Below are 25,131 nucleotides of genomic sequence, written 5' to 3' on the forward strand. Positions count from 1 at the left end.
ACGGAATGACGATGACTCCTGACTCGACTCCCAGCGCCCTCCAGCGGCTCAGCCGGTGGATCCGCTTCGCCGCCATCGCCTTCGCGACCTGCGTCGTGGCGATCCACTCCCTGGGCTGGTTCTGGCCCGAAGTCGCCGGAAAGGCCCACCACGCTTCGCATGGCGTGATGCTCCTTGCCGGTGTTCCGTTGAATCTCCTTGCGACGCTGGAGCCGGGCGAGCGCGTGCTCGTGAGCGTCGTGAGCGTTCCGTACCTCGTCGTGTTCGTGTGGGCGTTCTACCGGCTCGTGAAGATGCTGCGCGGCTTCGAACGCGGCGCGTTCTTCGACCGCGAGACCGTGGGCCACCTGCGTGCCTTCGCGGGACTCCTGTTGCTCGCGAAGCTGCTTTCCCTCCTCGCGATGCACCTGCGCGTGGCGCTGGTCGTGCACGTGCTCGGCCACAACAAGAGCCGCTTCGTCGTGAACCTCTCGAGCGACGACCTTTCCATCCTGCTCATGTGCGCGCTGTTCTTCGCGATCGCCTACATGATGGAAGAGGGCCGCAAGCTCGCCGAGGAAAACCGGGAGTTCGTCTAGTGGCGATCGTCATCGACCTGGACGTCATGCTCGCGCGCCGCAAGGTGAGGTCCAAGGAGCTCGCCGCGCACGTCGGCATCACCGAGCAGAATCTCTCGCTGCTGAAGTCGGGCAAGGTGAAGGGGATCCGCTTCTCGACGCTCGAGGCGATCTGCCAGTACCTCGAGTGCCAGCCGGGCGACCTGCTCAGGTATGAACCGGACTAGATGAACCCGCGGCAGTTCTTCGCGCCGCACGCGCACGGGAGCTTCCCGTCGTGGTGGCTGCGGCCGTAGTCCACGGTCAGCTCTTCGCCCTTCCGGATGTTTCGCAGCGCGTAGAACTCCGCGCGTTCCGGCGTCATCCGCATGAAGGTGTTGGGGGCGCACGAATGGTTGATGAAGCGAAAGCCGTGACGCCAGTGCGTCGAGTCGAGGGCCACCTTGTCGAGCTCGACGATCGCGATGGTCTTCAGCGTCTTCGCGCGCCGCCGCGCTTCGCGCAGGCCGATGCGCTCGCCTTCGAATTCGCCGATCTTCGCGCGCGCCCGGATGCGGGTGCCGGCGAACAGCCCCTTCCCGACGATCCCGCTCATCCGAACCCGCAGTGCTTCGTATATAGGTTTCCAAGCCATGAGGCATTTTCCCATGCGCGTCCTTGCCACGATCGTTGCCGCCATGATTCCCGCCATCGCCGGCGCCGAATGCACCGTGAAGTCAGGCCCCAGCACCAATGTCCTCGTCGAGCTCTACACCTCCGAGGGCTGCAGCAGCTGCCCGCCCGCCGACCGGTGGTTCAGCGCACTGGGCAGCCCGCGCGTCATCCCCATTTCGTTCCATGTGGCGTACTGGGACTACCTGGGTTGGCGGGATCGCTTCGCGCAGTCGGGCTTCACCGACCGGCAGCGAGCGCTCGCCCGCGCGACGAACGCGAGCTCGGTCTACACGCCGCAGGTCGTCGTGGCGGGCCGCGACTTTCCGCGCTGGCGGGATGAGTCGCTTGTGACGAAGACGTTCGACCAGACCGTGGCCCGCCCTCCCCGGGCGGGAATCTCGATGACTTCGAGGAAGCCCGCGGAGGGCAAGCTCGCCACGTCGGTGAACCTGGAGCTCGCCGGGCCGAGGGACGACGTCGTGCTCCACCTGGCCGTCGTCGAGAACGGGCTCGCGAGCCGGGTCACGGCCGGGGAGAACCGCGGCGAATCACTGCGGCACGACCATGTGGTGCGCGAGTTGTCGTTCGTGCCCGCCGTGGCAGGCGGCACCATCGATACGGTCTTCGCGATCAAGCCCGACTGGAAGATCGACAACCTCGCGCTCGTCGCCTTCGTGCAGAACGTCAGGACCGGGGAGGTGCTCCAGGCACTGCGCTCGCCGGCGTGCCGCTCCTGAAACTGAGGAACGCGAGCAGCGCGAGCGCGATGCCGATGCACGCCATTCCCGCGAGCTCCATCGGCGGCGGACGTTCGCCCAGCTGCGCCCACGATGCGAGCACCGCGACCACGGGAATGCCCAGCGCGTTGAGGCCGGTGATGCCGGCGGGCGTCGTCGCGAGGATGCGAGTCCAGAGCCACCAGCCGATCGCGGTTGCGAACACCGTGGAGAAGCCCAGCGCGAGGAGGAACTCTTTCGTCCAGCGCACAGGCTCGTGCGGATGCACGGTGGCGAGGGTCGCGAGCACGAAGAAGCCGAACAGCAGCTGCCACGCCGTGAACGTGAGCGGATCGGCGCCCGCGACGGGCCAGCGTTTCGAGAGCACCGCGGAGAGTGCCCACACCGCGCCCGCCGCCACCGCGAGCAGGCTTCCCTCGAGACTGGTGAGCTCCCAAGGCGCGACGATCAGCGTGAGGCCCGCGAAGGCGAGTGCCACCGCGATCCACTGGGCGCCGCGCATCCGCTCGCCGATGATGAAGTGCGCGAACACGATCATCCAGAAGGGCATCGTGAACACGAGGACCGAGGTCTTGCCCGGGCCCGCGAGGAGCAGCGCGAAGTGGGAGAGCGCGACGAACAGCGCGACCTGCAGGAAGCCCAGCACCACCGCCATCCGGTAGCCCGAGAGTGTCAGGCTGCGGCCGGTAAGCTTGATGATGAGGAAGAGGAACGCGGCGCCCAGGCCCACGCGCCAGGCCGCGAAATCGAAGGGATGCGCGTGTCGCAGGCCGATCTTCATCACGATCCACGAATAGCCCCAGATGAGCACCATCGCGGTGAGGGCAGCGATGGGATGGGAGCGCGGCGAAGTCACGGTTAGAATTTTACATGGCTACCCCAACCCCCTTCGCAGTTCGCATCGTCGAGTGGACCGAATCCGGTCCGTTGCTCGATCGCGTGCGCACGATCGTCTTCGTCGATGAACAGAAGGTCCCGCGCGAAATCGAGAGCGACGGTCGCGACGGCAAGTGCGTCCATGTGCTCGCGGAATCGGAAGGCGAGGCGATCGGCGCCGGGCGGCTGATGGCCGACGGCCGCATCGGGCGCATGGCGGTGCTCGCGGCCTGGCGCGGCCGGGGCGTGGGCGGCGCGATGCTCACGGCGCTGATGCAGGAAGCGAGACGGCGCGGAATGCGCGAGACGTATCTGCATTCGCAATCGCATGCCAAGGACTTCTATGTCCGGCACGGCTATGTGGTCGAGGGCGAGGAGTACTACGAGGCCGGCATCGCGCACATCGGGATGCGCGCGAAGCTCTAGCGGGCGACCCGCTTGAAGCGGTTGGTGCTGTAGACCTCGAAGGGCTTGTCGGCCATCGCCAGCTCGAAGATCTCGACGAATTCGTCGGGCCCGAGGATCTCGTAGGTTTCGCGCGCCCGCCACTTGTTGCTCAGGTTTTCGAAGCCTTCGCTTTCGAACACGAGCTTGTTCGCCGTGCTCTTGTCCGCGGCCTGCACGTACTGGTTCACGAATCCCTCGACGTGGAACTGGCGGAGCACGATCGCCTTGCGCGCGCGGTCGTAGCTGATGAACGACCAGTGCTCGTGGACTTCGCCCTTGTTCTTGTTGTTCTCGTTCGGTGCGTAGATCGAGGTGTTCCTCTCGTGAAGGAACTTGCCGCCCAACACAAACTCGTACGAGCGAGTCACCGTTCCTTCACCCGGCTTGCCCGAGGCCGTGCCCTGCCACTGGCCGACCATGAAGCGTACGGGCGCCCAGGGATCGGGCTTCGCGTCCTGGCTCCAGGCAAGCGCGGGGACTGAAAGCGCGGCGATGCCGATCCACTTCGCGAGGGTTTGCATCGTCACTCCTTTATTGCGATCCGGGCACCGGATAGGGCAGTTGGCGCAATTGCACCGCGACGCCGTCGGGCGACTTCCAGCGCAGGTCGTTCTTCGCGAGCGCCTCGAGCTGTGCGACGACGAGCGCGTCGAAGCCTCCGCCCGGCGACGGAGCGACGTTGGCGATCTGACCCGAGGACTGTTCGCCGAAGGCACTGCTGTAGACGCTGTCGCCCGCTTGCGGCGCGTCCTGGCCATCGACGTGGACGAGCGCCATCCGCTTCTTGAGGATGCCGCGGTACTGCGTGCGCGCGACGATCTCCTGTCCGGTGTAGCAACCTTTCTTGAAGCTCACGCCGCCGATCAGCTCGAAGTTCGCCATCTGCGGGACGAAAGCGTCCTGCGTCGCGGCGACCACGATGGGAATGCCCGCCTGGATCGCGGCACGATCCCACGTGGTGGTGTCTCCGATGGCGACCGGTTCGAGCGCGGCGCGAATCGTTTCAGCCTGGTCGTTGGGGGCAAGGAGCACGAAACGATCGGCATCGAGGCGGGCGCACAGCGCGCCATCGCGCTCGGCAACCGCCATGGGCTGCGGCGCGGCGCCCCAGTGCTTCGCGACGAGCGTCGCGGCTTCCGGACCGACGAGGCCCAGGCGCGACGTCGATGCCGTCACGTCCTCGATCTTCACCTTCGAGCGCAGCACGAACATGCCGAGCCGCTTGGCGGTCGGCGCGGCGATCTCGGTGGGCATCATCGCGAGGAAGCGCTTGCCGTGCCGCACCAGCAGGAAGGTGGCGAGCAGTCGCCCCTTCGGCGAGCAGTAGCCGTTCCACTGTGCGGTGCCGTCGCGCAGCGCCTCGACGTCGTTGGTGAGCTGCCCCTGCAGGAACGTCGCCGCGTCGTCGCCCGAAATGGCGAGGAGCGCGTTATGGGAAAGCTCGGCGACGAAGGTCATGGGGATGAACGTGGGTCCGCGACAGCAAGGAATCAAGTATAGCGATGCGGCGGAGGCGGAACTGCGGCCCTCGCGCGTGGCCCGGCACCTCGTGCAGGGTGCGGTGATCGCGACCTTGGTCATCGTGGGGGTCACGCCCCTTCCCGTGATCGCGGCCGTTGGCATCCTCTTGTGGATGCTGGTGGCGAGCCGGCGGGCGCTGGCAGTCCACTTCGCCGCGAGATTCGTGATGCTCGATCGCTCGCGGACGATTCTCTGGCGGGATGGTGCGGGCCGCTCGCATTCGGGCGTGGTGCGCGACGGCTCCTTCGTCGCTCCCTGGCTCACGATCATCCGCTGGCGGCCCGAGGGCGCGTGGTTCGATCGCACGATCCTGGTGATGCCGGACATGATCGAGGCGGAGGCGTTTCGGCATCTTCGGGTGATGCTGAGGCATGGGTGAAACCCCACTGTCATCCTGAGGGCCGAAGGCCCGAAGGACCTGCTTGAGCAGCGAAGCGGATTTGGACTGTTAACCCCCTCAAGCAGGTCCTTCGTCGCTTCGCTCCTCAGATGACAGCGGGGCAGGATGACAGCGGGGCAGGATGACACTCGCGTTGGTATAATTCCCGCATGAATCAGAAGGACGCGCCGCTGCAGCAGGTCCTCACGCTGCCGGGTGCGGTCGCGCTCTCTCCCTTCCGCGTCGAAAAGCTGCTGGCTTCCCTCGATCCGCGCCTTTCGAGTGCGATCGACATCCAGACCCGTTTCGTCCACTTCGTCGCGTGCTCGGCACCGCTGGATGCCGCCGAGCGCGGAGTCCTCGAGCGACTCCTTACCTACGGAACACCCGCCGGCAACGAGACGCATCGTGACGTTCGCGTCGTCCTCCCGCGCTTCGGCACCGTCTCGCCGTGGTCGTCGAAGGCCACCGACATCGCCCACAACTGCGCGCTTGCGAAGATCCACCGCATCGAGCGCGGCATCGCCTACGGCTTCATCACCAAGGACGGCAAGCCGCTGCGCGACAAGGCCTTCGAGGGCCTCGAGCCCGCGATCCACGACCGCATGACCGAATCGGTCGTGAAGGGCGTGGAGGATGCCGCGCGCCTCTTCGAGCAGCACACGCCCAAGCCGCTGTCGACCGTGGACCTGATGGCCGGTGGGCACGCTGCACTGGAAGCCGCGAACCGCGCGATGGGCCTTGCGCTCGCGCCCGATGAGATTGATTACCTCGTCGACAACTTCACGAAGATGGGTCGCAACCCCACCGACGTGGAGCTGATGATGTTCGCGCAGGCCAACTCAGAGCATTGCCGCCACAAGATCTTCAACGCCTCGTGGACCGTCGACGGGCAGGTGAAGGACAAGTCGCTCTTCGCGATGATCCGCAACACGCACCAGGAGAGCCCGCGCGGCACCGTGGTCGCGTACTCCGACAACTCCGCGGTGATGGAAGGCGCGGAGATCGATCGCTTCCATCCCGATGGCAGCGGCGCGTGGAAGTGGGATCGCAACTCGACCCACATCCTCATGAAGGTGGAGACGCACAACCATCCGACCGCGATCGCGCCGTATCCGGGCGCGGCTACGGGTGCGGGTGGGGAGATTCGCGATGAAGGCGCGACGGGCCGCGGCGCCAAGCCCAAGGCGGGCCTCACCGGTTTCTCGGTCTCGAACCTCGAGCTGCCGAATGCGCGCGAGCCGTGGGAAGCGGGCTACGGCAAGCCAGGGCGCATCGTCTCGCCGCTCGCGATCATGGTCGAAGGGCCGATCGGGGGAGCAGCGTTCAACAACGAATTCGGCCGCCCGAACCTCACGGGCTACTTCCGCACGTACGAGATGGAAGTCGCCGGCGAAGTGCGCGGTTATCACAAGCCCATCATGCTGGCCGGAGGCCTGGGCAACATCGGCGCGGAGCAGACCTCGAAGCTCGCGTTGAACAGCCGCTCGGTGTTCATCCAGTTGGGTGGCCCCGGCTACCTCATCGGCATGGGCGGTGGCGCCGCATCGTCGATGGCGAGCGGTGCGAACACCGAATCGCTCGACTTCGATTCCGTGCAGCGCGCCAATGCCGAGCTCGAGCGCCGCTGCCAGGAAGTGATCGACGCGTGCTGGCGCATGGGCTCGTCCAATCCCATTCTTTGCCTCCACGACGTCGGCGCGGGCGGCCTTTCCAATGCGTTCCCCGAGCTCGCGCACACGGGTGGCGTTGGTGCCACGTTCGACCTGCGCAAGATGCCCAACGAAGAGCCGGGCATGACGCCGATGCAGATCTGGTCGAACGAGGCGCAGGAACGCTACGTGCTCGCGATCGATCGCGACCGCGTGGAAGAATTCAAGCGGATGTGCGAACGCGAGCGCTGCCCGTTCGCCGTCGTGGGCGAAGCACGCGACGACCACCGACTGCTGGTCACCGACCCGCTCTTCAAGAATGAGCCCGTCGACATGAACCTCGACGTGCTGCTCGGCAAGCCCCCGCGCATGCATCGCGACGTGAAGCGCGTGGCGCGCGATCTTCCGCCGCTCGACCTTTCGAAGATCGAACTCAAGGAAGCCGCCTACCGCGTGCTGCGCCTTCCGACCGTGGCCGACAAGACCTTCCTCGTGACGATCGGCGATCGCACCGTGGGCGGCCTGTGCGTGCGCGACCAGATGGTCGGCCCGTGGCAGGTTCCCGTGGCCGATTGCGCCGTGACCACGATGGGCTTCACGACCCTGCGCGGCGAAGCGATGGCCATCGGCGAGCGCACGCCGCTCGCGCTGATCGATGGCCCGGCTTCGGGACGCATGGCGGTGGGCGAGGCCATCACGAACATTGCCGCCGCGTCCATCGCCGAGCTCGGAGACGTGAAGCTCTCGGCCAACTGGATGTGCGCCGCGGGTCACCCGGGCGAGGATGCATCGCTCTTCGATACCGTGCATGCGGTCGGCATGGAGTTGTGCCCGCAACTGGGCATCGCGATTCCCGTCGGCAAGGATTCGATGTCGATGAAGACCACGTGGCGCGATCCGGCCACGGGGCAGGACAAGGCGGTTACCGCGCCGCTCTCGCTGATCATCTCGGCCTTCGCGCCGGTCACGGACGCGCGCGCCACGCTCACGCCGCAACTGCGCACCGACCTCGGCGAAACGGAGCTCGTCCTCGTCGACCTGGGTAGTGGCCGCAATCGCCTCGGCGGCTCGGCGCTCGCACAGGTGTTCTCGCAGCTCGGCAATGCCGCGCCCGATCTCGACACGCCCGCGAATCTGCGCGCGTTCTTCACCAGCATCCAGAAGCTCAACGCCGGCGGGAAGATCCTCGCGTACCACGATCGTTCCGATGGCGGCCTCTTCGCGACCCTCTGCGAGATGGCGTTTGCCGGCCGCGCCGGCGTGAGCGTCGTGCTCGATGCACTCGTGCTCGACGAGAAGCATCTCGACGTCGATGGCCACGAGCGCCAGTCCGATGTCATTGGCAGTGCAGGCGAGCGCGTGCTCGGCGTTCTCTTCAGCGAAGAGCTCGGCGCCGTCCTCCAGGTCCGCAAGGCCGACCGCGCGGCGGTGATGAGCGAACTTCGCGACGCGGGGCTCGCGCGCGAGTCGCACGTGATCGGCCACCTCAATGCCGACGCGCGCGTGAAAGTCATCGTCAACGGCAAGCCGGTGCTCGACGAATCGCGCATTGACCTGCATCGCGCCTGGTCGAAGGTCACGCACGAGATCCAGGGACTGCGTGACAACCCGGCGTGCGCCGACCAGGAATACGACCGCCTGCTCGATGCGGGCGATCCGGGCCTGCACGCGAAGCTCACGTTCGATCCCACCGAGGACACCGCCGCGCCGTTCATCTCGAAAGGTGCGCGGCCGCGGATCGCGATCCTGCGCGAGCAGGGCGTCAACGGCCAGTCGGAGATGGCGGCGTCCTTCGACCGCGCCGGCTTCGCGGCCTTCGATGTCCACATGAGCGACATCATCGCCGGCCGCGTGAAGCTCTCGGACTTCAAGGGCTTCGCCGCCTGCGGCGGTTTCAGCTACGGCGACGTGCTCGGCGCAGGCGAAGGCTGGGCGAAGTCGATCCTGTTCAACGCGCGCGCCCGCGACGAATTCGAAGCTTTCTTCAAGCGCAGCGATTCCTTCGCGATCGGTGCGTGCAACGGCTGCCAGATGATGTCGAACCTCAAGGAGATCATCCCGGGCGCGCAGAACTGGCCGCACTTCGAGAGGAACCTCTCCGAGCAATACGAGGCGCGCCTCACGATGGTGGAAGTGCAGAAGTCGCCGTCGATCCTCTTCACGGGCATGGAAGGCAGCCGCGTGCCGATCGTCGTCGCGCACGGTGAGGGCCGCGCGGTGTATGCGGACCAGAAAGCGATGGACGCCTGCCAGTACCTCGTGGCCGCGCGCTTCGTGGACAACCGCGGCGCGGTGACGGAGACCTATCCCTTCAACGCGAACGGCTCGCCGCGCGGCATCACGGGTGTGACCACGTCCGATGGCCGCTTCACGATCCTCATGCCGCACCCCGAGCGCGTCTTTCGCACGGTGCTCATGTCGTGGCACCCCGACGGCTGGGGCGAGGATTCGCCGTGGATGCGCATCTTCCGCAACGCGCGGAAGTGGGTCAGCTGAAGCGATTCCTGAAGGCACGCTCCCCGGCGGGCGTGAATTGCACGACGCGCGTTCCGCGCACCCGCTTCGCCCAACCGAGCGCATAGAACTTTTCGAGCAGCGCCGCTCCCACGACGCCGGCGAGATGGTTGCGGCGCACGCTCCAGTCGAGGCAGGGGCGGCAGAGCAGGCGCCGGCCTTCGCCGGCTTCGAGATCGATCCCGAGTTGCTCGCAGAATGCGTGGCCCGATTTCGTGAGCTCGAGCGTGTCGCCCACGCGGCGGACATGGCGGCGCTTTTCCAGGCCTTCCAGCGCAAGGACGCCGAGATCGCCGGCGAGATGGTCGTAGCAGACGCGCGCCTTGCGCAGCGCCGGGTCCGTCGGGCTCGACTTCAACCGCACGGCGCCGGTGCGCTGCGCAACACCCATGAGGCTTTCGAGCAGGCGCGCGACATCCGGATCCGCGAGCCGGAAATAGCGATGCCGCCCCTGGCTCTGCACGGCGACGAGCTTCGCCTCGAGCAGCTTCGAGAGGTGCGCGCTGACGGTGGCCTTGGTCACGCCGGCGACTTCGGAGAGCTCGGTCGCCGTGAGCGCCTGGCCGCCGAGCAGCGCCGTGAGGATGTCCGCGCGGGCGCGCTCGCCGATGAGGGCGGCGATCCGCACGATCTGGGGGCCGTCTGCCATGATTCGTTCTCCGTCGAACCATCATTGTAGCGCCGGCCGCTACGATGCGGGGCATGAACATCACCGTCTTCATCCGCTACCAGGTCGATCCTTTCCAGCGCGAGGACTTCCGCCGCTACGCACAGGCGTGGCTTCGCATCATTCCGCGCTGCGGCGGCAAGCTCCTGGGCTACTTCCTGCCGTGGGAGGGCACGAACGACATCGCCTGGGGCGTGATCGGCTTCGAGAGCCTCGCCGCGTACGAGGCCTACCGCGCGCGGCTGCGGGCCGATCCCGAGGGCCGCGAGAACTTCGCGTTCGCGCAGGAAAAACGCCTTATCCTTCGCGAGGAACGCACCTTCGTCGAAAACGTGGAGCCCGCATGATCGCCATCATCTTCGAGTCGCAGCCGCACCCCGACCAGCGCGACGCCTACCTGGATTCCGCCGCGGCGTTGCGGCCGCTCCTCGCGCAGCAGGACGGTTTCATCTCGGTGGAGCGCTTCGAGAGCCTCACGACGCCCGGCAAGATCCTGTCGCTCTCGTTCTGGCGCGACGAAGCCGCAGTCGAGAAATGGCGCAACGTCGAAGCGCATCGCAACATCCAGGCGCTGGGCCGCACGACGATTTTCGAGGATTACCGCCTGCGCGTGGCGGAAGTCGTGCGCGACTACGGCTTGTTCGACCGCCGCGAGCAGGCGCCCGCGGACTCGCGCGCGCGCCACAGCAAGTAGCGTCAGCCGAGCGCGGCGACGATCGCCTTCGCGATCGCGATCTCCTCGACCTCGCGATCGGATCCGAACGCCATCACCGCGAACGGGAACGCGAAGATCGCGAGCAGCAGCGTGAGGGTGGTGATCACGCGCGTCGCGACTTCCACGTCCCGAAGCCATGCCCAGACAGTCGCGGCGAACAGGAGCGCGAGTACTACGGACGTGGCCTTGAGGAAGAGCGTCGTCCTGCCGGCGGGCACGAAGCGCCCGTCGAGGAAGACGTCGCCCGCCGCGATCCAGGTGCCCTCGAAGGCGCAGCGAACGCCGCCACCCGAGGCGCGGCTGAACGTGAGCCGTACGCCGTTCGCGCCGATGTCGCCGCGCAGTTGCTCTCCAGGGGACGCGGGATTCGCCGCCGCGCGGAGCTTCGCGATGGACGTGTCGAGGTCGTGCGCACTCGGATACGACGCGGGCCTGACGGCCACGAGCAGGTTCGCAATGCGGCGCATCTCGCTCATTGCGGCTTGATGCGCTCCCAGGTCGCGTCGGGAATCTTGTATTCGGGGTGCTCGCGGCGAAAGCGCGCGATGGCTTCGTCCGCTTCCGCGTTCTTGCCTGCGCGCCGCAGCTCGACGATCTTCTCGAGCTTGCGCTCCGGCGTCTCGACCGCGATCGCCTCTTCCGCCTTCGCGCGCTTTTCCTTCGCGAAGGAATCCTCGCGCCGCGCGACGTTCGCGTCCTGCATCGCGCCGCTGGCGGCTGAACCCGCGGCGCGCGGCGCGGGTGGCGAAGAGGGTGACGGGGAAGCCGCGATCCGCGGCGCCGATTGCGCAAACGCTGCCGGAGGCGGGGCCGTGGACGCCGTTGCCGGCGCGGGTGCTTGTGCGGCGAGCGACGCGGGAGGCGGCGGTGGCATCTGTGCCGGGGCCGGCGTTACGGTTTTCTCGGCGAGCCGCGCACCTTCGGCAGGCGGCGGCGAGGGTGCGGGTGCCGTCGATGCACCGAACCGCTCCTTGTCGGCTTGCACGGGAGCGGCCTGCGGCTTCGTGCCGACGACCGGGGCCGCGGGCACGGGCTTCGGCGGAGGCTTCGCGACGGGCGCGGGCGCAGGCGCAGGTTGAGGCGCGGGTTGTATCGGTACCAACTCGGGAATGGCTTGCTTGCGTGCGAATTCCAGGGCGTCCGCTGAAGGCGACGCGCGCTTCACTTCGGAAGTCTCGATGCCCGGGTCTTCCCGCTGCATGTTCATCGTGACCCCAACGGAAAGCATGAGCACCGCGGCGATCGACACCGGAACGGCCCAGCGCGACGAGCGCGAACGCATCGGCCCCGCGTGCACGCCGCGGCGCGCGGCGGCGCGAATCGCGTCGTCGAGAACCGCCGAGGGTTCCTCGGTGGCGAGGGCGCGGTAGCGGGCGGCGAGCCGTTCGCTAGTCATCGCCGATCGCCTTGCGGAGCTTGTCCATCGCGTATCGCAGCCGGCTTTTCGCCGCCTCCTCGTTGGTCCCCGTGGCCTCCGCGATCTGCGCGGCGGTCATGTCTCCCTCATGGTGCAGCAGAAACGCTTCGCGCTGTGCGGAGGGCAATGCCGCGATCGCCTTGTCCAGGACGTCGAGCGTCTGGCGCGCCTCGATGATGCGCGTGGGTTCATCGAACGGCCCCGCTTTCAGTTCGGCAACCGGTTCGCCTTCTTCGTTCTCGATCGGGACCGTCGCGAGCCCCTTGCTGCGCCAGTAGTCGACGAGGCGGTTGTGGGCGATCGTGTAGAGCCAGGTCGTGAATTTCGCGGTGGGCGTGTAGCGCGCGCGGGCTTCGATCACGCGCATCCACAGGTCCTGGAAGAGCTCTTCGGCCTCGCCGCGCGAGCGCACCGAGCGCAGCATGAGGCGGAACGAGGGCCCCCGATGGCGCGCGTAGAGCGCATCGAAGGCCCCGGCGTCACCGCCGGCGTAGGCAAGCATCAAATCTTCGTCGGAGGCGGCCGGCATCGCCCCCGAAGTTTACGCCGGGTCGGGAACCCAGCCGGGGAAGGGGAGAGGGTTGCGTGGCGCCGGCGCCTCCTTGAGGATGCCGCGCGCGACGAGGTTGCGATGCGAGTCGTAGTAGATCGTGACCATCTCGGCGGGCTGATCGGTGGCGCGCTGGAACGTGACCGTGCGCACCGGGGAATACTCGCGCCGTCCGTGTCCCGTGCCCAGCGGACCCGCGTCGGCGAGCGAAGGCGACGGCGATGCCGGTGCCCGCCGCGACTCCACCGTGCCCGCGCCCGATTCCTTGCGCTGGTAGTCGTTGCGATGACGTTCCTCGGGCAGGGACGAAAGCATGTCGGGTGCCATCGCGGCGGGCGGCGGCGGAGGCGGCGCCATGCGGCGAAAAAGCGCCGCGCCGATCACGCCCACGTTGTCGGGGCGTCCCGTGCGTCCCGCGTAGGAATCGCCGAGCGACGTGAAGTAGAACGCGGCCGTCTGCTGCGTGCTCTTGCGCCAGCCCTTGATGCCGAGCGATTCCCAGTTCGCGAGTACGTAGCCGCCCTGGCTCGCGGCCGCGGTCTCGCCGTTCAGCACGTTGACGCCGTCGACCGACACGACGGCGAGGAGATCCTCGCCCGCCTGGTTGCGGACACTCACCTGGTACTCGTTGCCTGGGCGGCCCACGACGTAGGCGCGGCCTTCGTGCCAGTACACGGGCAGCTCGATTCCCTGCGCGCGGTCGAAAGCGCGCACGTCGGCGAGGTGGCCCACGGCGTGGGCGGGAATCGCACCGGCGGCGGCCAGCGCGGCGATCAGCAGCTTGAGGCGTTTCATGTCGGCTCCTTGTTGTGGGGGTGCTGGAGAGATGAAACGGAGCCGAACGCGGAAAGGGTCAAAAGAAAAAGGGCGGCCGAGGCCGCCCTTTCAACAAACTTGTCATCCTGAGGGTCGCAGACCCGAAGGACCTGCTTGAACAGCGCAGCGAATTTGTTAACCCCCTACAGCAGGTCCTTCGTCGCTGCGCTCCTCAGGATGACAGTGCCGGTCTAGCGCTCCTCCACCTTCGCCTTCGAACGCAGGTCACCGACCATGCGCTGGATCGCTTGCTGCTGCGCGCGCTGGCGGAACTGTTCCTTCACTTCGGCGAACTCGGGCACCTTCATCGGGCGCGAGTCGTCGAGGCGGATCACGTGCCAGCCGAAGTCGGTCTTCACCGGCGCCGCGGTGGTCTGGCCCTTCTGCAGGGTCGTGACGGCATCGGCGAACGGCTTCACGTAGCGAGCGGACGGGCCCCAATCGAGGTCGCCGCCGTTGTCCTTCGAGCCCGGATCCTTGGACTTCTCCTTGGCGATCTTCGCGAAGTCGCCGCCCTTGGCGAGGTCGGCGGTGATCGCCTTGGCGTCCTCTTCCTTGTCGACGAGGATGTGGCGAACCTTGTACTCGTTCGCGCCCATCTGCGTCTTGAACGTCTCGTATTGCTGCTTGAGCATGTCGTCGGTGATCGGGTGCGCCTTCATTTCGGCTTCGAAGAGCGCACGCACGAGGACGGCCTGGCGCGCCATTTCCATGGCGGCCATCACGCCCGGCTCCTTGTCGAGGCCACGCTTCGAGGCGGCCTGCACGAGCACTTCGCGGTTGATCAGCTCTTCCTTCACGGCGTTGGCACGCTCGGGCGTTTCGGGCTGGCCTTGAGCCGAGAGTTCCTTGTTCAGAGCTTCGACGCGGGAGGCGGGGATGGTGACGCCGTTCACGACGATGCGTCCGCTACCTGCGGCGGCGGCCTTGGGGGCCTTCTTCTCGGCCTTCTCGGCCTTGTCCTGCGCAGCGACAGGCAGCACGAGGCAGCCGGCGATGAGCGCCACGGCGAGGTTCTTGACGTTGAGTTGCATGGAGTTTCCTTTTTCCTTGGGAGTGGTCAGAGCTGCTCGGGCGAAAACGCCTCGATTTTAAGGGCATGAATCTCGCGTTTCATGAGGTCGCCCAACGCCTCATAAACAAGTCGGTGCCGTGCCACGAGAGGCTTGCCGCGGAATGCCTCGGACACGATCGTCAGTTGCCAATGCGAACCGCCGCCGGGTCGCGAACCCGCGTGGCCCGCGTGCTCGTGGCTCTCGTCGCGCAGCGCGATCTCGATCGGCTGCAGCGTCGCGAGCCGCTCGCGAATCGCGTGCTCGATATCCGTGGCGAGCGCGGCCGGGGCCATGTTCAACCCTTCGCCTTGCCGGCCGCGGCTTCATCTTCATCGGGCAGGTACTTCGAGACCCACAGCGCCTGCGCCACGACGAAGAGGAACATCAATCCCATTCCGCCGAACAGCTTGAAGTTGACCCAGGTATCGGTCGGGTAGTTGTAGGCGACCCACAGGTTCAGCACGGCCTGGAACAGGAAGAAGACGCCCCAGGCCACGCAGAGCTTGACCCACACGGCCTCGGGAAGTTCGAGGCCGCCTTCGGCCAGCACGGCCTTGATCAGGTTCTTGCCGAACGCCAGCGAGCCGATCAACGCGATGCCGGTGACGCCATAAAGGACGGTGGGCTTCCACTTGATGAAGGTCTCGTCGCGCAGCAGGAGTGTGGCGCCGCCGAAGATCACGATGATCCCCAGGCTCGTCCATTGCATCGTCGAAACCTTCTTCCCCCGGAATTTCACCCACGCGATCTGCACGACCGTGGTGGCGATGGCTACCGCCGTTGCCTCGTAGATGCCGGCAACCTTGAAGGCCACGAAGAACAGGATGACCGGGAGGAGGTCGAAGAGGAATTTCACAAAAGCCCGAATGAAATCAATCGGTAATTATCGCTGATTCAGCGATCGACTGTCCATTTGAGGTGCCGCCGCTCGATTTGTTCACGGACCTGGGGGGCGATTCCCGGCGCGAGGGCGAGGGCCATGGCCTCGGCGTAGAAACCGGCGCGCTCGTCCGGGAGGGCGCGTTCGAGCGCATCGAAGGCGAATCCCATCAGCGCCTCGTTCTCCGACCGGATCGCGGTGATGGCGAAGTTGAGGTGCAGGATCCGCCAGGCCCGTTCGGGGTCGGAGCGCTCGAGGTCGGCGGCCAGCTTCGGGGCCACGTGGGCGATCACGGCCTGCATGAGGCCGAAGGCCGCGGAGAGCTCGCTTGCGGTCACGGCCGCATTCGACTTGTAGGCGAGCGCGTTGGCCACACGTTCTATGGGAGGCAGGCCCACTTCATGGCGAATCGCCCAGAGGGCCACGCCTACGACCAGGTCGGCGGCTTCCCCCTCGTCGCTGCCGGCCTCGGAAATCACTGCTGCAACAAGGTCTTCGGCGTCCTCGACCGGTAACGGAGACAGGCCGCCGAACTGTCGGTCGAGCGTCTCGAGCATCTTCACTTTCGGAGCCAGGAGGGCAAAGCGCGCCACGAGTTCGCGCGTTGCGACCTGGCCATCATCTCCAAACGGGATCGGCTGGGGGCTCATGGGCGAAAATGATATAATTCATTCGGTTACATGAAAAACTTTGACTTGCATAATCATTCGACACGATCGGATGGTTTGCTGTCCCCCACGCAACTGATGGAGCTCGCGGCGCGCACCGGCGTGGACGCGATCGCCCTCACGGATCACGATACGACCGATGGACTCGTGGAAGCGCACGAGGCGGCCCGCCGCCTGGGCGTGACCCTCATCGACGGCGTGGAGATTTCCGTGAGCTGGGGCCCGACGACGATCCACGTCGTGGGACTCCGGATCGATCCGAAGGCACCGGAGCTGGTGGCGGGACTCGATTCGATTCGCGCCGGCCGCATCGAACGCGCGAAGAAGATCGCGGAGGCACTCGAGCAATGCGGAGTGCCCGGCACGCTGGAGGGAGCGCTGGCCCTCGCGCAGAACGATGCAATGATCGGCCGCACGCACTTTGCGCGGCACCTTGCGGAACGCGGAGCTGTGAAGGACATCCAGGCCGCGTTCGACAAATACCTGGCGAAGGGCAAGCGAGCCTTCGTGCCGCACCAGTGGGCGAAGCACGAGGATGCGGTGAAATGGATTCGAGCGGCCGGGGGAGTCGCCGTGCTGGCGCACCCGGGACGCTATGACCTGAAGCCGTCGTTCCGGCACGCATTGCTGGAGGAATTCCGGAGCTTCGGTGGCGAAGCGATCGAGGTGGTGACGGGAAGTCACCGGCCGGAGGAATACGCCACATGGCGCCGCATTGCGGAGGAATATGGATTCCTCGCATCGCGGGGGGCCGATTACCACGGGCCGGGCGAAAGCCCGTACGAGCCGGGAAGCCTGCCGCCGCTTCCTGCGACGCTCACGCCCGTATGGTCCAAGTGGGCGCATTAGCCGCCCGTTAGACAGGGGCCCAGGTGCGCTCGCGCGCACGGCCTACAAGGGGAGATGGCGCAGTTCTTTTCTGTGCACCCGGACAACCCGCAACCTCGGTTGATCCGGGCGGCGGTCGCAATCGTCCGGGAAGGCGGCGTGATCGCCTACCCGACGGACTCCTGCTATGCGCTCGGTTGCCACATCGGCGACAAGCAGGCGATGGAGCGGATCCGAGCCATCCGCAACGTAGACGAAAGGCATCACCTCACGCTGGTGTGCCGGGACATATCCCAGATCGGGCAATTCGCGAAGGTGGACAACATTCAGTACCGCCTCATCAAGGCCAATACGCCGGGCAGCTACACGTTCATCCTGCGCGCCTCGCGCGAGGTGCCGCGCCGCCTGCTGCACCCGCGCCATACGATCGGCGTTCGCATCCCGCATCACGCGGTGGTGACGTCGCTGCTCGAGGAGCTCGGTGAGCCCTTGTTGTCGTCCACGCTGATCCTTCCCGAACACGGCATCGCGCTCAATGACGCGGAAGAGATCCGCCGCCATCTCGAGCACAAGGTGGACGCGATCATCGACGCGGGTCCGTGCGGCCTCAACGTCACCACGGTGATCGACCTCTCGGGCGACGCGCCGGCCCTGGTTCGCGAAGGCAAGGGCGACATCCGTCCTTTCGGATTCGGGAAGGCGGCGCTGCACTGATGGACATCTACAACTTCCTCACCGTGGTCTCGGTATACGCGATCCCCGTGATCCTTGCGATCACGCTGCACGAAGCCTCGCACGGCTACGTAGCGCGCCACTTCGGCGACACCACTGCCTACATGATGGGCCGGGTCACGCTCAACCCGCTCAAGCACATCGATTGGCTGGGCACGGTGGCGCTTCCGTTGCTCACGTTGTTTCTCTCGGGATTCATGTTCGGCTGGGCGAAGCCCGTGCCGGTGAACGAGCGGAACCTGCGATCGCCCAAGCGCGACATGATGTGGGTCGCGGCGGCCGGTCCCGGTGCGAACGTCGTCATGGCAGTCGGCTGGGCCATCGTGATGAAGGTATTGCTGGAGTTGCCCGCAAACGGCGTCAGCACGTTCTGGGTCGCTGTATCCGAGGCCGGGATTGTGGTGAATGTCGTGTTCGCGATCCTCAATCTCTTTCCCCTGCTGCCACTCGACGGCGGACGCATCGTCGCGAGCCTGCTCCCCGATCCGCTCTCGTATCGCTATGCGCGCCTCGAGCCGTACGGGATATTCGTCCTGCTCGCGCTGGTCGCGACCGGGGCACTGAGCTTCATCCTCAATCCCCTGGTACGCGGGGCGCTCAACCAGATCAACAAGGTGATGGGTCTTCGCTGATGTTCCAGGATCGCGTACTTTCCGGCATGCGCCCCACGGGCGCGATGCACCTCGGCCACTACCACGGCGCCCTCAAGAACTGGGTGAAGCTGCAGAACGAGCACCCGTGCCTGTTCTTCGCGGCCGACTGGCATGCGCTCACCACGCACTACGAGACGCCCGAGGTGATCGAAGAGACGGTGTGGGAGATGTTCGTCGACTGGCTCTGCGTCGGCATCGATCCGTCCAAGTCCACGCTTTTCGTGCAGTCGAAGGTGCCGCAGCACGCGGAGCTCACGCTGCTGCTGTCATTCTTCCAGCCGCTCTCATGGCTCGAGCGCGTGCCGACGTACAAGGACCAGATCGAGAAACTCGGCGAGCGCGGCAGGGACCTCACGACCTACGGCTTCCTCGGCTATCCGCTCATGCAGGCGGCCGACATCCTCATCTATCGCGCCACCCAGGTTCCGGTGGGCGAGGACCAGGTGTCGCACATCGAGCTCACGCGCGAGATCGCGCGGCGCTTCAACCACCTCTTCGGCAAGGAGAAGGGTTTCGAGGAGAAGGCCGAAGCCGCGGTGAAGAAGATGGGCCCGAAGAAGGCCAAGCTCTATCGCGAGCTGCGCACGAAATTCCAGCAGGCGGGCGATGAAGCGGCGTTGGCGAGTGCGCGCACGCTCGTGGGCGATGTCCAGAACCTCACGCTCGGCGACAAGGAGCGGCTCTACGGTTACCTCGAAGGCGGCGGCCGCGTGATCCTCGTCGAACCGGAGGCCATCCTCACGGAAACGCCGAAGTTGCTGGGGCTCGACGGCGAGAAGATGTCGAAGAGCTACGGCAACACGATCATGCTTCGCGAGAAGCCCGAGGACGTCACGAAGAAGATCCGCACGATGCCCACGGATCCCGCGCGTGTGCGCCGCACCGACCCGGGCGATCCGGAGAAGTGCCCCGTGTGGAACCTGCACCAGGTTTACTCCGACCAGCGCACGAAGGATTGGGTCGTGAAGGGCTGCAAGAGTGCCAGCATCGGGTGCCTGGACTGCAAGCAGCCGGTGATCGACGCGATCAACGCGGAGTTGAAACCCATTCGCGAGCGCGCCGCGCAGTACGAGGAAGATCCGACGCTCGTCCGCAACATCGTGCAGGACGGATGCGAGAAAGCCTCCGACCTCGCCGACGAAACCATGCGCGACGTTCGCGAAGCCATGGGTCTCAACTACGCATGAGGATCTCCATGAGAACCGCCATTGCCCTGATGCTTGCCGCGTTCTCGTTGCCGCTCGCGGCGGCCACGCCGATCCCGCCGGGCAAGTGGAGCTTCGTGTGGAAGGATGCGAAGGGACAACCCGACCGTCCGATCCGCGTCTACACCTATCGCCCGCGTGCCTGCGACACGACGTGTCCCATCCAGATCGTGCTGCACGGCATGTCGCGCAACGCTTCGAAGTATCGCGACGACTGGGAGCTGATCGCCGATCGCTACAAGATCCTGATCGTGGCGCCCGAGTTCTCGACGCAGTACTGGCCCAAGGCCGCGAAGTACAACCTGGGCGACGTCGCCGAGCAGACGAATCCCGAGAAGTGGACGTTCTCCGCGATCGAGCATCTCTTCGACGAGGTGCGCGACGGCCAGAAGGACTACCGCATCTTCGGCCACTCCGCGGGCGGGCAATTCGTGCAGCGCATGGTGCTCTTCCGTCCCGACGCGCGGATCTCCGTCGCGATGGCCGGCAACCCGGGCTGGTACACGATGCCCGAGTGGCGCGCGGACAAGACCGAGGCGCGCTTTCCCTATGCCGCGGCCGGCAATCCCGCGATCACCGAGGCCAAGGTGCGCCAGGCGCTCGCGAAGCGCGTCATCCTGTTCCTCGGCGAGAACGACACCGATCCGGATGACGAGAACCTCAACAATTCGGACGGTGCCAAGAAGCAGGGTGCGAATCGCTACGATCGCGGCGAGAATTTCTTCAAGGCAGCGACGACGCTGGCCGGCGAGCTCGGCGTGAAGTTCGCCTGGGAGCTGGTCGAAGTGCCTGCCACTGCGCATGACGGCGCCGCGATGTCGAAGGCCGCCGCCGAAACGGTGTACGGAAAATGACGATCCACCAGGCCGCCAACGATTCGGTCGAGCTCGACCAGCCCACGCTCGATCTGGTGATGCCGGTCGCGCGAATCCGCGGCGAGCCGCTCGCGGAGATGCCTTCCGATCTCTACATCCCGCCCGAAGCGCTCTCGGTCTTCCTCGAGGCGTTCGAAGGCCCGCTCGACCTCCTGCTCTACCTCATCCGCAAGCATTCGCTCGACATCCTCGACATCCCGATGGCCGATCTCACGCGCCAGTACATGGCGTACGTGGAGATGATGCGCGCGGGCCAGCTCGAGCTCGCCGCTGAATACCTGCTGATGGCCGCACTGCTGATCGAGATCAAGTCGCGCATGCTGCTGCCGCGCCCGAAGCGCGAGAACGAAGTCGAGCCCGAGGATCCGCGTGCCGAGCTCGTGCGTCGCCTGCTCGAGTACGAACGCATGAAGAAGGCCGCCGCGGACATCGGCGAGCTGCCGGTGGCCGGCCGCGACTTCTCACTCGTCGAGGTCTACATCGACCAGACGGTGGCGCTGCAACTGCCCAACGTCGCGGTCGCGGATCTCTCGGAGGCGTGGCGCGCGATCCTCGCCCGCGCGAAGATGATCCGCCACCACAAGATCACGCGCGAGCAGCTCTCCGTTCGCGCGCACATGAGCCGGATGCTGCGCGTGCTGCAGACCGGCACCTTCACCGAGTTCTCGCATCTCTTCGAGCCCGAGCAGGGCGTGCCGGTGCTCGTCGTGAGCTTCCTCGCACTCCTGGAGCTTGCGCGCGAGAGCCTGGTCGAGATCACGCAGCAAAGCCCCTTCGATCCCATCTACGTGAAGCTCAAGAGCGAGCGCACGCCCCTCACCATCACCTGAAGACGGACATGAACGACCTCGTCCCCGAAAATCCCGACGCCGCTCCGCCTCCCGAGAGCACCGTCGACCTCGTGCACGTGAAGCGCGTGCTCGAAGCCGCCCTGCTTTCCGCGGGCGAACCCCTCAACGTCCAGCAGTTGAAGCGCCTCTTCGGAGGCGAAGTCGACTCCGAGAACATCCGCAAGGTGCTCGACGAGCTGAAGGACGAGTGGGCCGATCGCTCGATCGAGCTCACGAGCGTGTCCTCCGGCTGGCGCTTCCGCGTGAAGCCCGAGTTCCAGCCCTTCATCGACCGCATCTCGGGCGACAAGGCGCCGCGTTATTCGCGCGCCGTGCTCGAGACGCTCGCGATCATCGCCTACCGCCAGCCCGCCACGCGCGGGGACATCGAGGATGTCCGTGGCGTGGCGGTGTCGCCCCCCACGCTGAACGCCCTGGTGGAACGCGGCTGGATCGACATCGTCGGCCACCGCGAGACGCCGGGTCGCCCCGCGCTCTTCGCCACCACGAAGAAGTTCCTCGATGACCTGAACCTTCGCTCGCTCGACGAGCTGCCGGCCCTGGACGAGCTCCAGTCGGCGCTCGAATCGGTCGCTCCCGCGATCGACGCGAGTCCCACCCCCACGGGCACACAGGTTTCACTGCTGCCCGACGACACGACGACGGAGCCCGAACACCATGCGGGATAGATCCAATTCCAACCAGAACCTCCAGTGGCCCGGCGGCATCGTGCCCGAATGGGCCAAGGGCTCGAACAACCCGAACAATCGCCGCCGCAACAAGCAACGCGGCAAGGGCGGTAATCGCGGCGGTGGTGGCGGCGGCGGTGGCGGCCAGGGCGGCGGCAAGCGTGAACGCCTGCAGAAAGTCATGGCGCAATCGGGCCACGGCTCGCGTCGCAACATCGAGATCCTGATCGCGCAGGGCCACATCACCATCAACGGCCAGGTCGCGAAGTTGGGCGACCTCGTGGGCCCCGGCGACAAGGTGAAGCTCGACAGCCACGCGATCACGCTGCGCTTCGGCGAAACGCTTCCGCAGGTGCTCCTCTATCACAAGCCCGAAGGCGAGATCGTCACGCGCGACGACCCGCAGGGCCGCGCCACGGTCTTCGAAAAACTGCCGCGCGTGCAGGGCGGTCGCTGGGTGTCGGTCGGAAGGCTGGACCTCAACACCGGCGGCCTGCTCATCTTCACGACCGACGGCGAGCTCGCCAACCGGCTCATGCATCCGCGCTTCGAAGTCGAGCGCGAGTACGCGGTGCGGCTGCTGGGCGAGATGACCGACGAATGCCGCGAGAAGCTGCTCGCGGGCATCGACATCGAGGGCGACCTCTGCAAGTTCGAATCGGTCGAGGACCGCGGCGGCGACGGCGCCAACAAGTGGTACCACGTCGTCATCAAGGAAGGCCGCAACCGCGAAGTGCGCAAGATGTGCGAAGCCGTGGGCCTCACGGTGAGCCGCCTGCTGCGCGTGCGTTACGGTCCCGTTCACATGCCCGCGTTCCTGAAGCGCGGGATGATGCGCCCGCTCGAGGAGCAGGAAGTCGAAACGCTGCTCGCGTTCGCCGGCATGAACAACGCCGCGGAGTCCGAAGCGGGTGAGACGCAGGAAGACGACGAGGAGGACAAGTTCATCCCGCGCGCGATCGAAGTCGAAGCCGATCTCGATCCCGAGGATCCGCCGCAGCCGATCGATCCGCGCCAGGCGCAGCCGCACCAGCATCACGGCAATCACCAGCAGCAGCCGCGCAACCCGAACCAGCCGCCACGCAATCGCGGACAGGGTGGCCAGGGCGGCCAAGGCGGCGGCCAGGGCGAAGCCGGCAATCGCCAGGGCAAGGGCGGCGGCAAGCGCGGCAAGCATCGCAACAAGCCGCACGGACAGGGCGGGCAACCGGGCCCGCAGGGACAGGGACGCCAGGGCCAGCCCCGCGGCCAGCAGGGTCAGCAGAATCGCCCGCGCCACCAGGCTCCGCAGGTCCAGGCTCCGGAGATCGAACCCGGCAACCGGGCCGAGCCGGCGCCGCCCCCGCCGGTGGAGACGCCTCCCACCATCCTCAGGGCCGATCCGGGCCAATACATCGACAACGGCTTCGATTCGGGCAGCCAGAAGCTTCGCGGCGACGATCGCGGCAACCGGTCTCCGCAAGGCGGCCAGGGTCAAGGCCACGGCCGGGGCCAGGGTCAGGGCCAGCAGCCGGGCAATCCGGGCCAGAAGAAGCGCGGTCCGCGCGGCAAGCAGCGCCACCGCGGCGCGCGCGGCGGCGACGAGCAACCGCGCTACATCCCGCCCAAGGGCGATGAGCAGCCGCGCTACGTGGAACCGGCGAAGAAGGAAAACGATCGAGGCGACGAGCAGCCGCTCACCAACGAGAACCGCCGCGTCTGGTAGGAAATAAGTGGGGTCTGACCCCACTTATTTACCAGGAAGAGTAGGACTTGAGCTTCTTGATGCGCACGTAGCCGTCCTCGATGACGACGTCGATCGTGCTGTTGGCCTTCTCCGTCCCGGAGCGCTCGAGGATCTTCCACTTCTCGGTGGAGTCGCACTGCAGCGCCATGTCGGTGAGGTAGGTCTCGGTCGCCTTGCAGTTGCGCTCGACCTTGTAGTGGTCGACCGCGTGCAGCGCGTTGACGAGGATGTCCGACCACTTCTTGCGGTCGAGGATCTGGCGGGGCCGGCTCGCGCTGATCAGCTCCACTTGCACTTCCTTCGACAGGAACGTGACCGCCGTGAGCGGGTCCTTCGAGGACATTGCGATGTCGTGGCGGCGGATCGTTTCCTTGGCATTGGCCTCCGAGATCGCGCTCGCCCGCAGCGGCACGTTGGTCTTCGAGACCGGCTTCGAGGTGCATGGCTCCTTCTGGATCATGCGGGTCTCGTGGTCGTCGACGCAGAGGTACTCCCGGTCGGACTTGGGCTCCTGGGCCCAGGCGGTGCAGGCGCCGGCCAGCGCCGCGAAGGCCGCGACGCGAAAGTAGTTCGACAAGCTCATCTCCCTGATTTGTGGTTCTTGAGTTCGGATTTTACCCAGTCCCGGAACGCCTTGACCTTCGGGTCGTCGTCGAGCTCCTTGGGCCACACGAGGCTGTAGAACTCGCCCGTCTTGATGGTGAGCGGAAAGAGCTGCACGAGCGCGCCGCGCTCGATGTCCTCGCCCACGAGCGAGCGGCGGGTGAGGGCCACGCCTTCGCCGCGAATCGCGGCCTGGATCGAATGCGAGGCGTCGTTGAAGGCCGGCCCGCCGAGCTTGCCTTCGATGGGCATGCCCGCGGCCTCGAACCACTCCACCCAGTAATCGCGATCCTCGCGGATCAGGCGAACGCCCAGCAATTCCTTCGCGGTCTTCGGCAGGCGCCCGCGGTTCATCTTGGGGCTCGCCACCGGGAAGCATTCATCCTCGAGGATCTTCTCGCTCATGAGCGGCGGCCACGGCCCCTTGCCGAAGCGGATCGCGATGTCCACGTCGTCCACGGCGAAATTCGCGAGCGCGTTCGTGGCCATCACGTTGATCTCGATCTGCGGCTGCGCATCCATGAAGCGGATGAGCCGCGGCATGAGCCAGCGCGAAGCGAAGGAGGGCAGCACGCTCACCGTGAGGCGATTGGTGCGCCGGGCGCCGCGCATCTGGTCGGCGGCCTGCGCGATCTCGCCCAGCGCGCCGCGAATGCGTTCGGCGAACGCGCGCCCGGCGGTGGTGAGTGACACGCGCTTGCCATGCCGGTGAAACAGCGGTGTCCCAAGATGTTCCTCGAGGGCGCGCACCTGGTGGCTCACCGCGCCGTGGGTGAGGTGCAGCTCCTCGGCGGCGCGGCTGAAGCTCTCCAGGCGTGCGGCCGCTTCGAACGGGCGCAGCGTGGCGAGGGGCGGAAGGCGTTGCGGCATGTGTGAAGCATATTA

The 25,131-nt window shown here is 66.4% G+C and carries 31 protein-coding genes; 16 read left to right on the forward strand and 15 right to left on the reverse strand.

The window, feature by feature from the left end:
- The first annotated feature begins 11 nt into the window (after positions 1-11).
- The gene (locus DSM104440_RS04485; RefSeq protein ID WP_171160868.1) at positions 12-578 is read left to right on the forward strand and encodes a DUF2975 domain-containing protein; all 567 of its coding nucleotides are present in this window, start codon (positions 12-14) and stop codon (positions 576-578) included.
- Positions 578-784 carry a helix-turn-helix domain-containing protein gene (locus tag DSM104440_RS04490; protein ID WP_171160869.1) on the forward strand — a complete coding sequence of 69 codons (207 nt, stop codon included), beginning with the start codon at positions 578-580 and terminating at the stop codon, positions 782-784. The genes DSM104440_RS04485 and DSM104440_RS04490 overlap by 1 nt, the downstream gene beginning before the upstream one ends.
- Here the strand turns inward: DSM104440_RS04490 and DSM104440_RS04495 are convergent.
- The gene (locus tag DSM104440_RS04495) at positions 781-1,152 is read right to left on the reverse strand and encodes an SET domain-containing protein (protein WP_171160870.1); all 372 of its coding nucleotides are present in this window, start codon (positions 1,150-1,152) and stop codon (positions 781-783) included. The two genes, DSM104440_RS04490 and DSM104440_RS04495, sit on opposite strands and share 4 nt — an antisense overlap.
- A 52-nt stretch (positions 1,153-1,204) precedes the next feature.
- Here DSM104440_RS04495 and DSM104440_RS04500 point away from each other — a divergent pair, with 52 nt between their 5' ends.
- Positions 1,205-1,948 (forward strand): DUF1223 domain-containing protein, encoded by a 744-nt coding sequence (locus DSM104440_RS04500; RefSeq protein ID WP_171160871.1) that lies wholly within the window; start codon positions 1,205-1,207, stop codon positions 1,946-1,948.
- Here DSM104440_RS04500 and DSM104440_RS04505 read toward each other — a convergent pair.
- Entirely contained in the window at positions 1,896-2,804 is a 909-nt protein-coding gene (locus tag DSM104440_RS04505; protein WP_171160872.1) for a DMT family transporter, read from the reverse strand. The genes DSM104440_RS04500 and DSM104440_RS04505 overlap by 53 nt on opposite strands.
- A gap of 14 nt (positions 2,805-2,818) precedes the next feature.
- Here DSM104440_RS04505 and DSM104440_RS04510 point away from each other — a divergent pair, with 14 nt between their 5' ends.
- On the forward strand, positions 2,819-3,250 hold the full coding sequence (locus DSM104440_RS04510) for a GNAT family N-acetyltransferase (protein ID WP_171160873.1): 432 nt from the start codon (positions 2,819-2,821) through the stop codon (positions 3,248-3,250).
- Here DSM104440_RS04510 and DSM104440_RS04515 read toward each other — a convergent pair.
- Both DSM104440_RS04515 and ygfZ read right to left on the reverse strand, forming a co-directional pair.
- Positions 3,247-3,792 (reverse strand): hypothetical protein, encoded by a 546-nt coding sequence (locus DSM104440_RS04515; protein ID WP_171160874.1) that lies wholly within the window; start codon positions 3,790-3,792, stop codon positions 3,247-3,249. The two genes, DSM104440_RS04510 and DSM104440_RS04515, sit on opposite strands and share 4 nt — an antisense overlap.
- Before the next feature lie 10 nt (positions 3,793-3,802).
- Positions 3,803-4,729: a CAF17-like 4Fe-4S cluster assembly/insertion protein YgfZ gene (ygfZ, locus tag DSM104440_RS04520; RefSeq protein ID WP_171160875.1), complete on the reverse strand. Its 927-nt coding sequence runs from the start codon at positions 4,727-4,729 to the stop codon at positions 3,803-3,805.
- A gap of 76 nt (positions 4,730-4,805) precedes the next feature.
- On the opposite strand from ygfZ, the gene DSM104440_RS04525 reads away from it, so the two are divergent.
- Both DSM104440_RS04525 and purL read left to right on the forward strand, forming a co-directional pair.
- Positions 4,806-5,171, forward strand: coding sequence for a protein YgfX (locus tag DSM104440_RS04525; RefSeq protein WP_171160876.1), 366 nt, complete (start codon positions 4,806-4,808; stop codon positions 5,169-5,171).
- A gap of 170 nt (positions 5,172-5,341) precedes the next feature.
- On the forward strand, positions 5,342-9,319 hold the full coding sequence (purL, locus tag DSM104440_RS04530) for a phosphoribosylformylglycinamidine synthase (RefSeq protein ID WP_171160877.1): 3,978 nt from the start codon (positions 5,342-5,344) through the stop codon (positions 9,317-9,319).
- On the opposite strand, the gene DSM104440_RS04535 is transcribed toward purL, so the two are convergent.
- Positions 9,312-9,986 carry an ArsR/SmtB family transcription factor gene (locus DSM104440_RS04535; protein WP_171160878.1) on the reverse strand — a complete coding sequence of 225 codons (675 nt, stop codon included), beginning with the start codon at positions 9,984-9,986 and terminating at the stop codon, positions 9,312-9,314. The genes purL and DSM104440_RS04535 overlap by 8 nt on opposite strands.
- A 53-nt stretch (positions 9,987-10,039) precedes the next feature.
- On the opposite strand from DSM104440_RS04535, the gene DSM104440_RS04540 reads away from it, so the two are divergent.
- Both DSM104440_RS04540 and DSM104440_RS04545 read left to right on the forward strand, forming a co-directional pair.
- Positions 10,040-10,351: an NIPSNAP family protein gene (locus tag DSM104440_RS04540; RefSeq protein ID WP_171160879.1), complete on the forward strand. Its 312-nt coding sequence runs from the start codon at positions 10,040-10,042 to the stop codon at positions 10,349-10,351.
- Positions 10,348-10,698 carry an antibiotic biosynthesis monooxygenase family protein gene (locus tag DSM104440_RS04545; protein ID WP_171160880.1) on the forward strand — a complete coding sequence of 117 codons (351 nt, stop codon included), beginning with the start codon at positions 10,348-10,350 and terminating at the stop codon, positions 10,696-10,698. Before DSM104440_RS04540 ends, DSM104440_RS04545 begins: the two co-directional genes overlap by 4 nt.
- A 2-nt stretch (positions 10,699-10,700) precedes the next feature.
- On the opposite strand, the gene DSM104440_RS04550 is transcribed toward DSM104440_RS04545, so the two are convergent.
- The 8 genes from DSM104440_RS04550 to DSM104440_RS04585 form a co-directional block, all read right to left on the reverse strand.
- Entirely contained in the window at positions 10,701-11,195 is a 495-nt protein-coding gene (locus tag DSM104440_RS04550; protein WP_212758203.1) for a hypothetical protein, read from the reverse strand.
- Positions 11,192-12,115: a hypothetical protein gene (locus tag DSM104440_RS04555; protein ID WP_171160882.1), complete on the reverse strand. Its 924-nt coding sequence runs from the start codon at positions 12,113-12,115 to the stop codon at positions 11,192-11,194. Before DSM104440_RS04555 ends, DSM104440_RS04550 begins: the two co-directional genes overlap by 4 nt.
- Complete coding sequence (locus DSM104440_RS04560; protein ID WP_212758204.1) at positions 12,108-12,638, reverse strand: sigma-70 family RNA polymerase sigma factor; 531 nt, start codon at positions 12,636-12,638, stop codon at positions 12,108-12,110. Before DSM104440_RS04560 ends, DSM104440_RS04555 begins: the two co-directional genes overlap by 8 nt.
- A 39-nt stretch (positions 12,639-12,677) precedes the next feature.
- Complete coding sequence (locus DSM104440_RS04565; RefSeq protein ID WP_171160884.1) at positions 12,678-13,481, reverse strand: hypothetical protein; 804 nt, start codon at positions 13,479-13,481, stop codon at positions 12,678-12,680.
- 212 nt (positions 13,482-13,693) lie between these two features.
- Entirely contained in the window at positions 13,694-14,536 is an 843-nt protein-coding gene (locus tag DSM104440_RS04570; protein ID WP_171160885.1) for a peptidylprolyl isomerase, read from the reverse strand.
- Between the two features lie 26 nt (positions 14,537-14,562).
- The gene (locus tag DSM104440_RS04575) at positions 14,563-14,850 is read right to left on the reverse strand and encodes a BolA family protein (protein ID WP_171160886.1); all 288 of its coding nucleotides are present in this window, start codon (positions 14,848-14,850) and stop codon (positions 14,563-14,565) included.
- A gap of 2 nt (positions 14,851-14,852) precedes the next feature.
- Entirely contained in the window at positions 14,853-15,413 is a 561-nt protein-coding gene (locus DSM104440_RS04580; protein WP_171160887.1) for a septation protein A, read from the reverse strand.
- Between the two features lie 38 nt (positions 15,414-15,451).
- Complete coding sequence (locus DSM104440_RS04585) at positions 15,452-16,087, reverse strand: hypothetical protein (protein WP_171160888.1); 636 nt, start codon at positions 16,085-16,087, stop codon at positions 15,452-15,454.
- A gap of 75 nt (positions 16,088-16,162) precedes the next feature.
- Between DSM104440_RS04585 and DSM104440_RS04590 the strand changes: the two genes are divergently transcribed.
- From DSM104440_RS04590 to rluB, 8 genes are read left to right on the forward strand one after another with little or no spacing between them, the layout of a single operon-like run.
- Complete coding sequence (locus tag DSM104440_RS04590; protein WP_246212094.1) at positions 16,163-16,954, forward strand: PHP domain-containing protein; 792 nt, start codon at positions 16,163-16,165, stop codon at positions 16,952-16,954.
- Between the two features lie 54 nt (positions 16,955-17,008).
- Positions 17,009-17,647, forward strand: coding sequence for an L-threonylcarbamoyladenylate synthase (locus DSM104440_RS04595; RefSeq protein WP_171160890.1), 639 nt, complete (start codon positions 17,009-17,011; stop codon positions 17,645-17,647).
- Positions 17,647-18,297: a site-2 protease family protein gene (locus DSM104440_RS04600; RefSeq protein ID WP_171160891.1), complete on the forward strand. Its 651-nt coding sequence runs from the start codon at positions 17,647-17,649 to the stop codon at positions 18,295-18,297. The genes DSM104440_RS04595 and DSM104440_RS04600 overlap by 1 nt, the downstream gene beginning before the upstream one ends.
- A complete protein-coding gene (locus DSM104440_RS04605) occupies positions 18,297-19,505 on the forward strand; it encodes a tryptophan--tRNA ligase (RefSeq protein ID WP_171160892.1) in 1,209 nt (402 codons plus the stop codon). The genes DSM104440_RS04600 and DSM104440_RS04605 overlap by 1 nt, the downstream gene beginning before the upstream one ends.
- An 8-nt stretch (positions 19,506-19,513) precedes the next feature.
- Positions 19,514-20,377: an alpha/beta hydrolase family protein gene (locus DSM104440_RS04610; RefSeq protein ID WP_171160893.1), complete on the forward strand. Its 864-nt coding sequence runs from the start codon at positions 19,514-19,516 to the stop codon at positions 20,375-20,377.
- The gene (locus DSM104440_RS04615; protein ID WP_171160894.1) at positions 20,374-21,228 is read left to right on the forward strand and encodes a segregation and condensation protein A; all 855 of its coding nucleotides are present in this window, start codon (positions 20,374-20,376) and stop codon (positions 21,226-21,228) included. Before DSM104440_RS04610 ends, DSM104440_RS04615 begins: the two co-directional genes overlap by 4 nt.
- Before the next feature lie 8 nt (positions 21,229-21,236).
- On the forward strand, positions 21,237-21,917 hold the full coding sequence (scpB, locus tag DSM104440_RS04620; RefSeq protein ID WP_171160895.1) for an SMC-Scp complex subunit ScpB: 681 nt from the start codon (positions 21,237-21,239) through the stop codon (positions 21,915-21,917).
- Entirely contained in the window at positions 21,907-23,622 is a 1,716-nt protein-coding gene (gene rluB, locus DSM104440_RS04625; RefSeq protein WP_171160896.1) for a 23S rRNA pseudouridine(2605) synthase RluB, read from the forward strand. The genes scpB and rluB overlap by 11 nt, the downstream gene beginning before the upstream one ends.
- A gap of 28 nt (positions 23,623-23,650) precedes the next feature.
- Here rluB and DSM104440_RS04630 read toward each other — a convergent pair whose 3' ends face one another.
- Together DSM104440_RS04630 and gcvA are read right to left on the reverse strand one after the other, a co-directional pair.
- Positions 23,651-24,226 carry a hypothetical protein gene (locus tag DSM104440_RS04630; protein WP_171160897.1) on the reverse strand — a complete coding sequence of 192 codons (576 nt, stop codon included), beginning with the start codon at positions 24,224-24,226 and terminating at the stop codon, positions 23,651-23,653.
- Entirely contained in the window at positions 24,223-25,116 is an 894-nt protein-coding gene (gcvA, locus tag DSM104440_RS04635; protein WP_171160898.1) for a transcriptional regulator GcvA, read from the reverse strand. Before gcvA ends, DSM104440_RS04630 begins: the two co-directional genes overlap by 4 nt.
- Positions 25,117-25,131: the final 15 nt, after the last annotated feature.

Source organism: Usitatibacter palustris, assembly GCF_013003985.1.
GTDB classification, from domain to species: Bacteria; Pseudomonadota; Gammaproteobacteria; order Burkholderiales; family Usitatibacteraceae; genus Usitatibacter; species Usitatibacter palustris.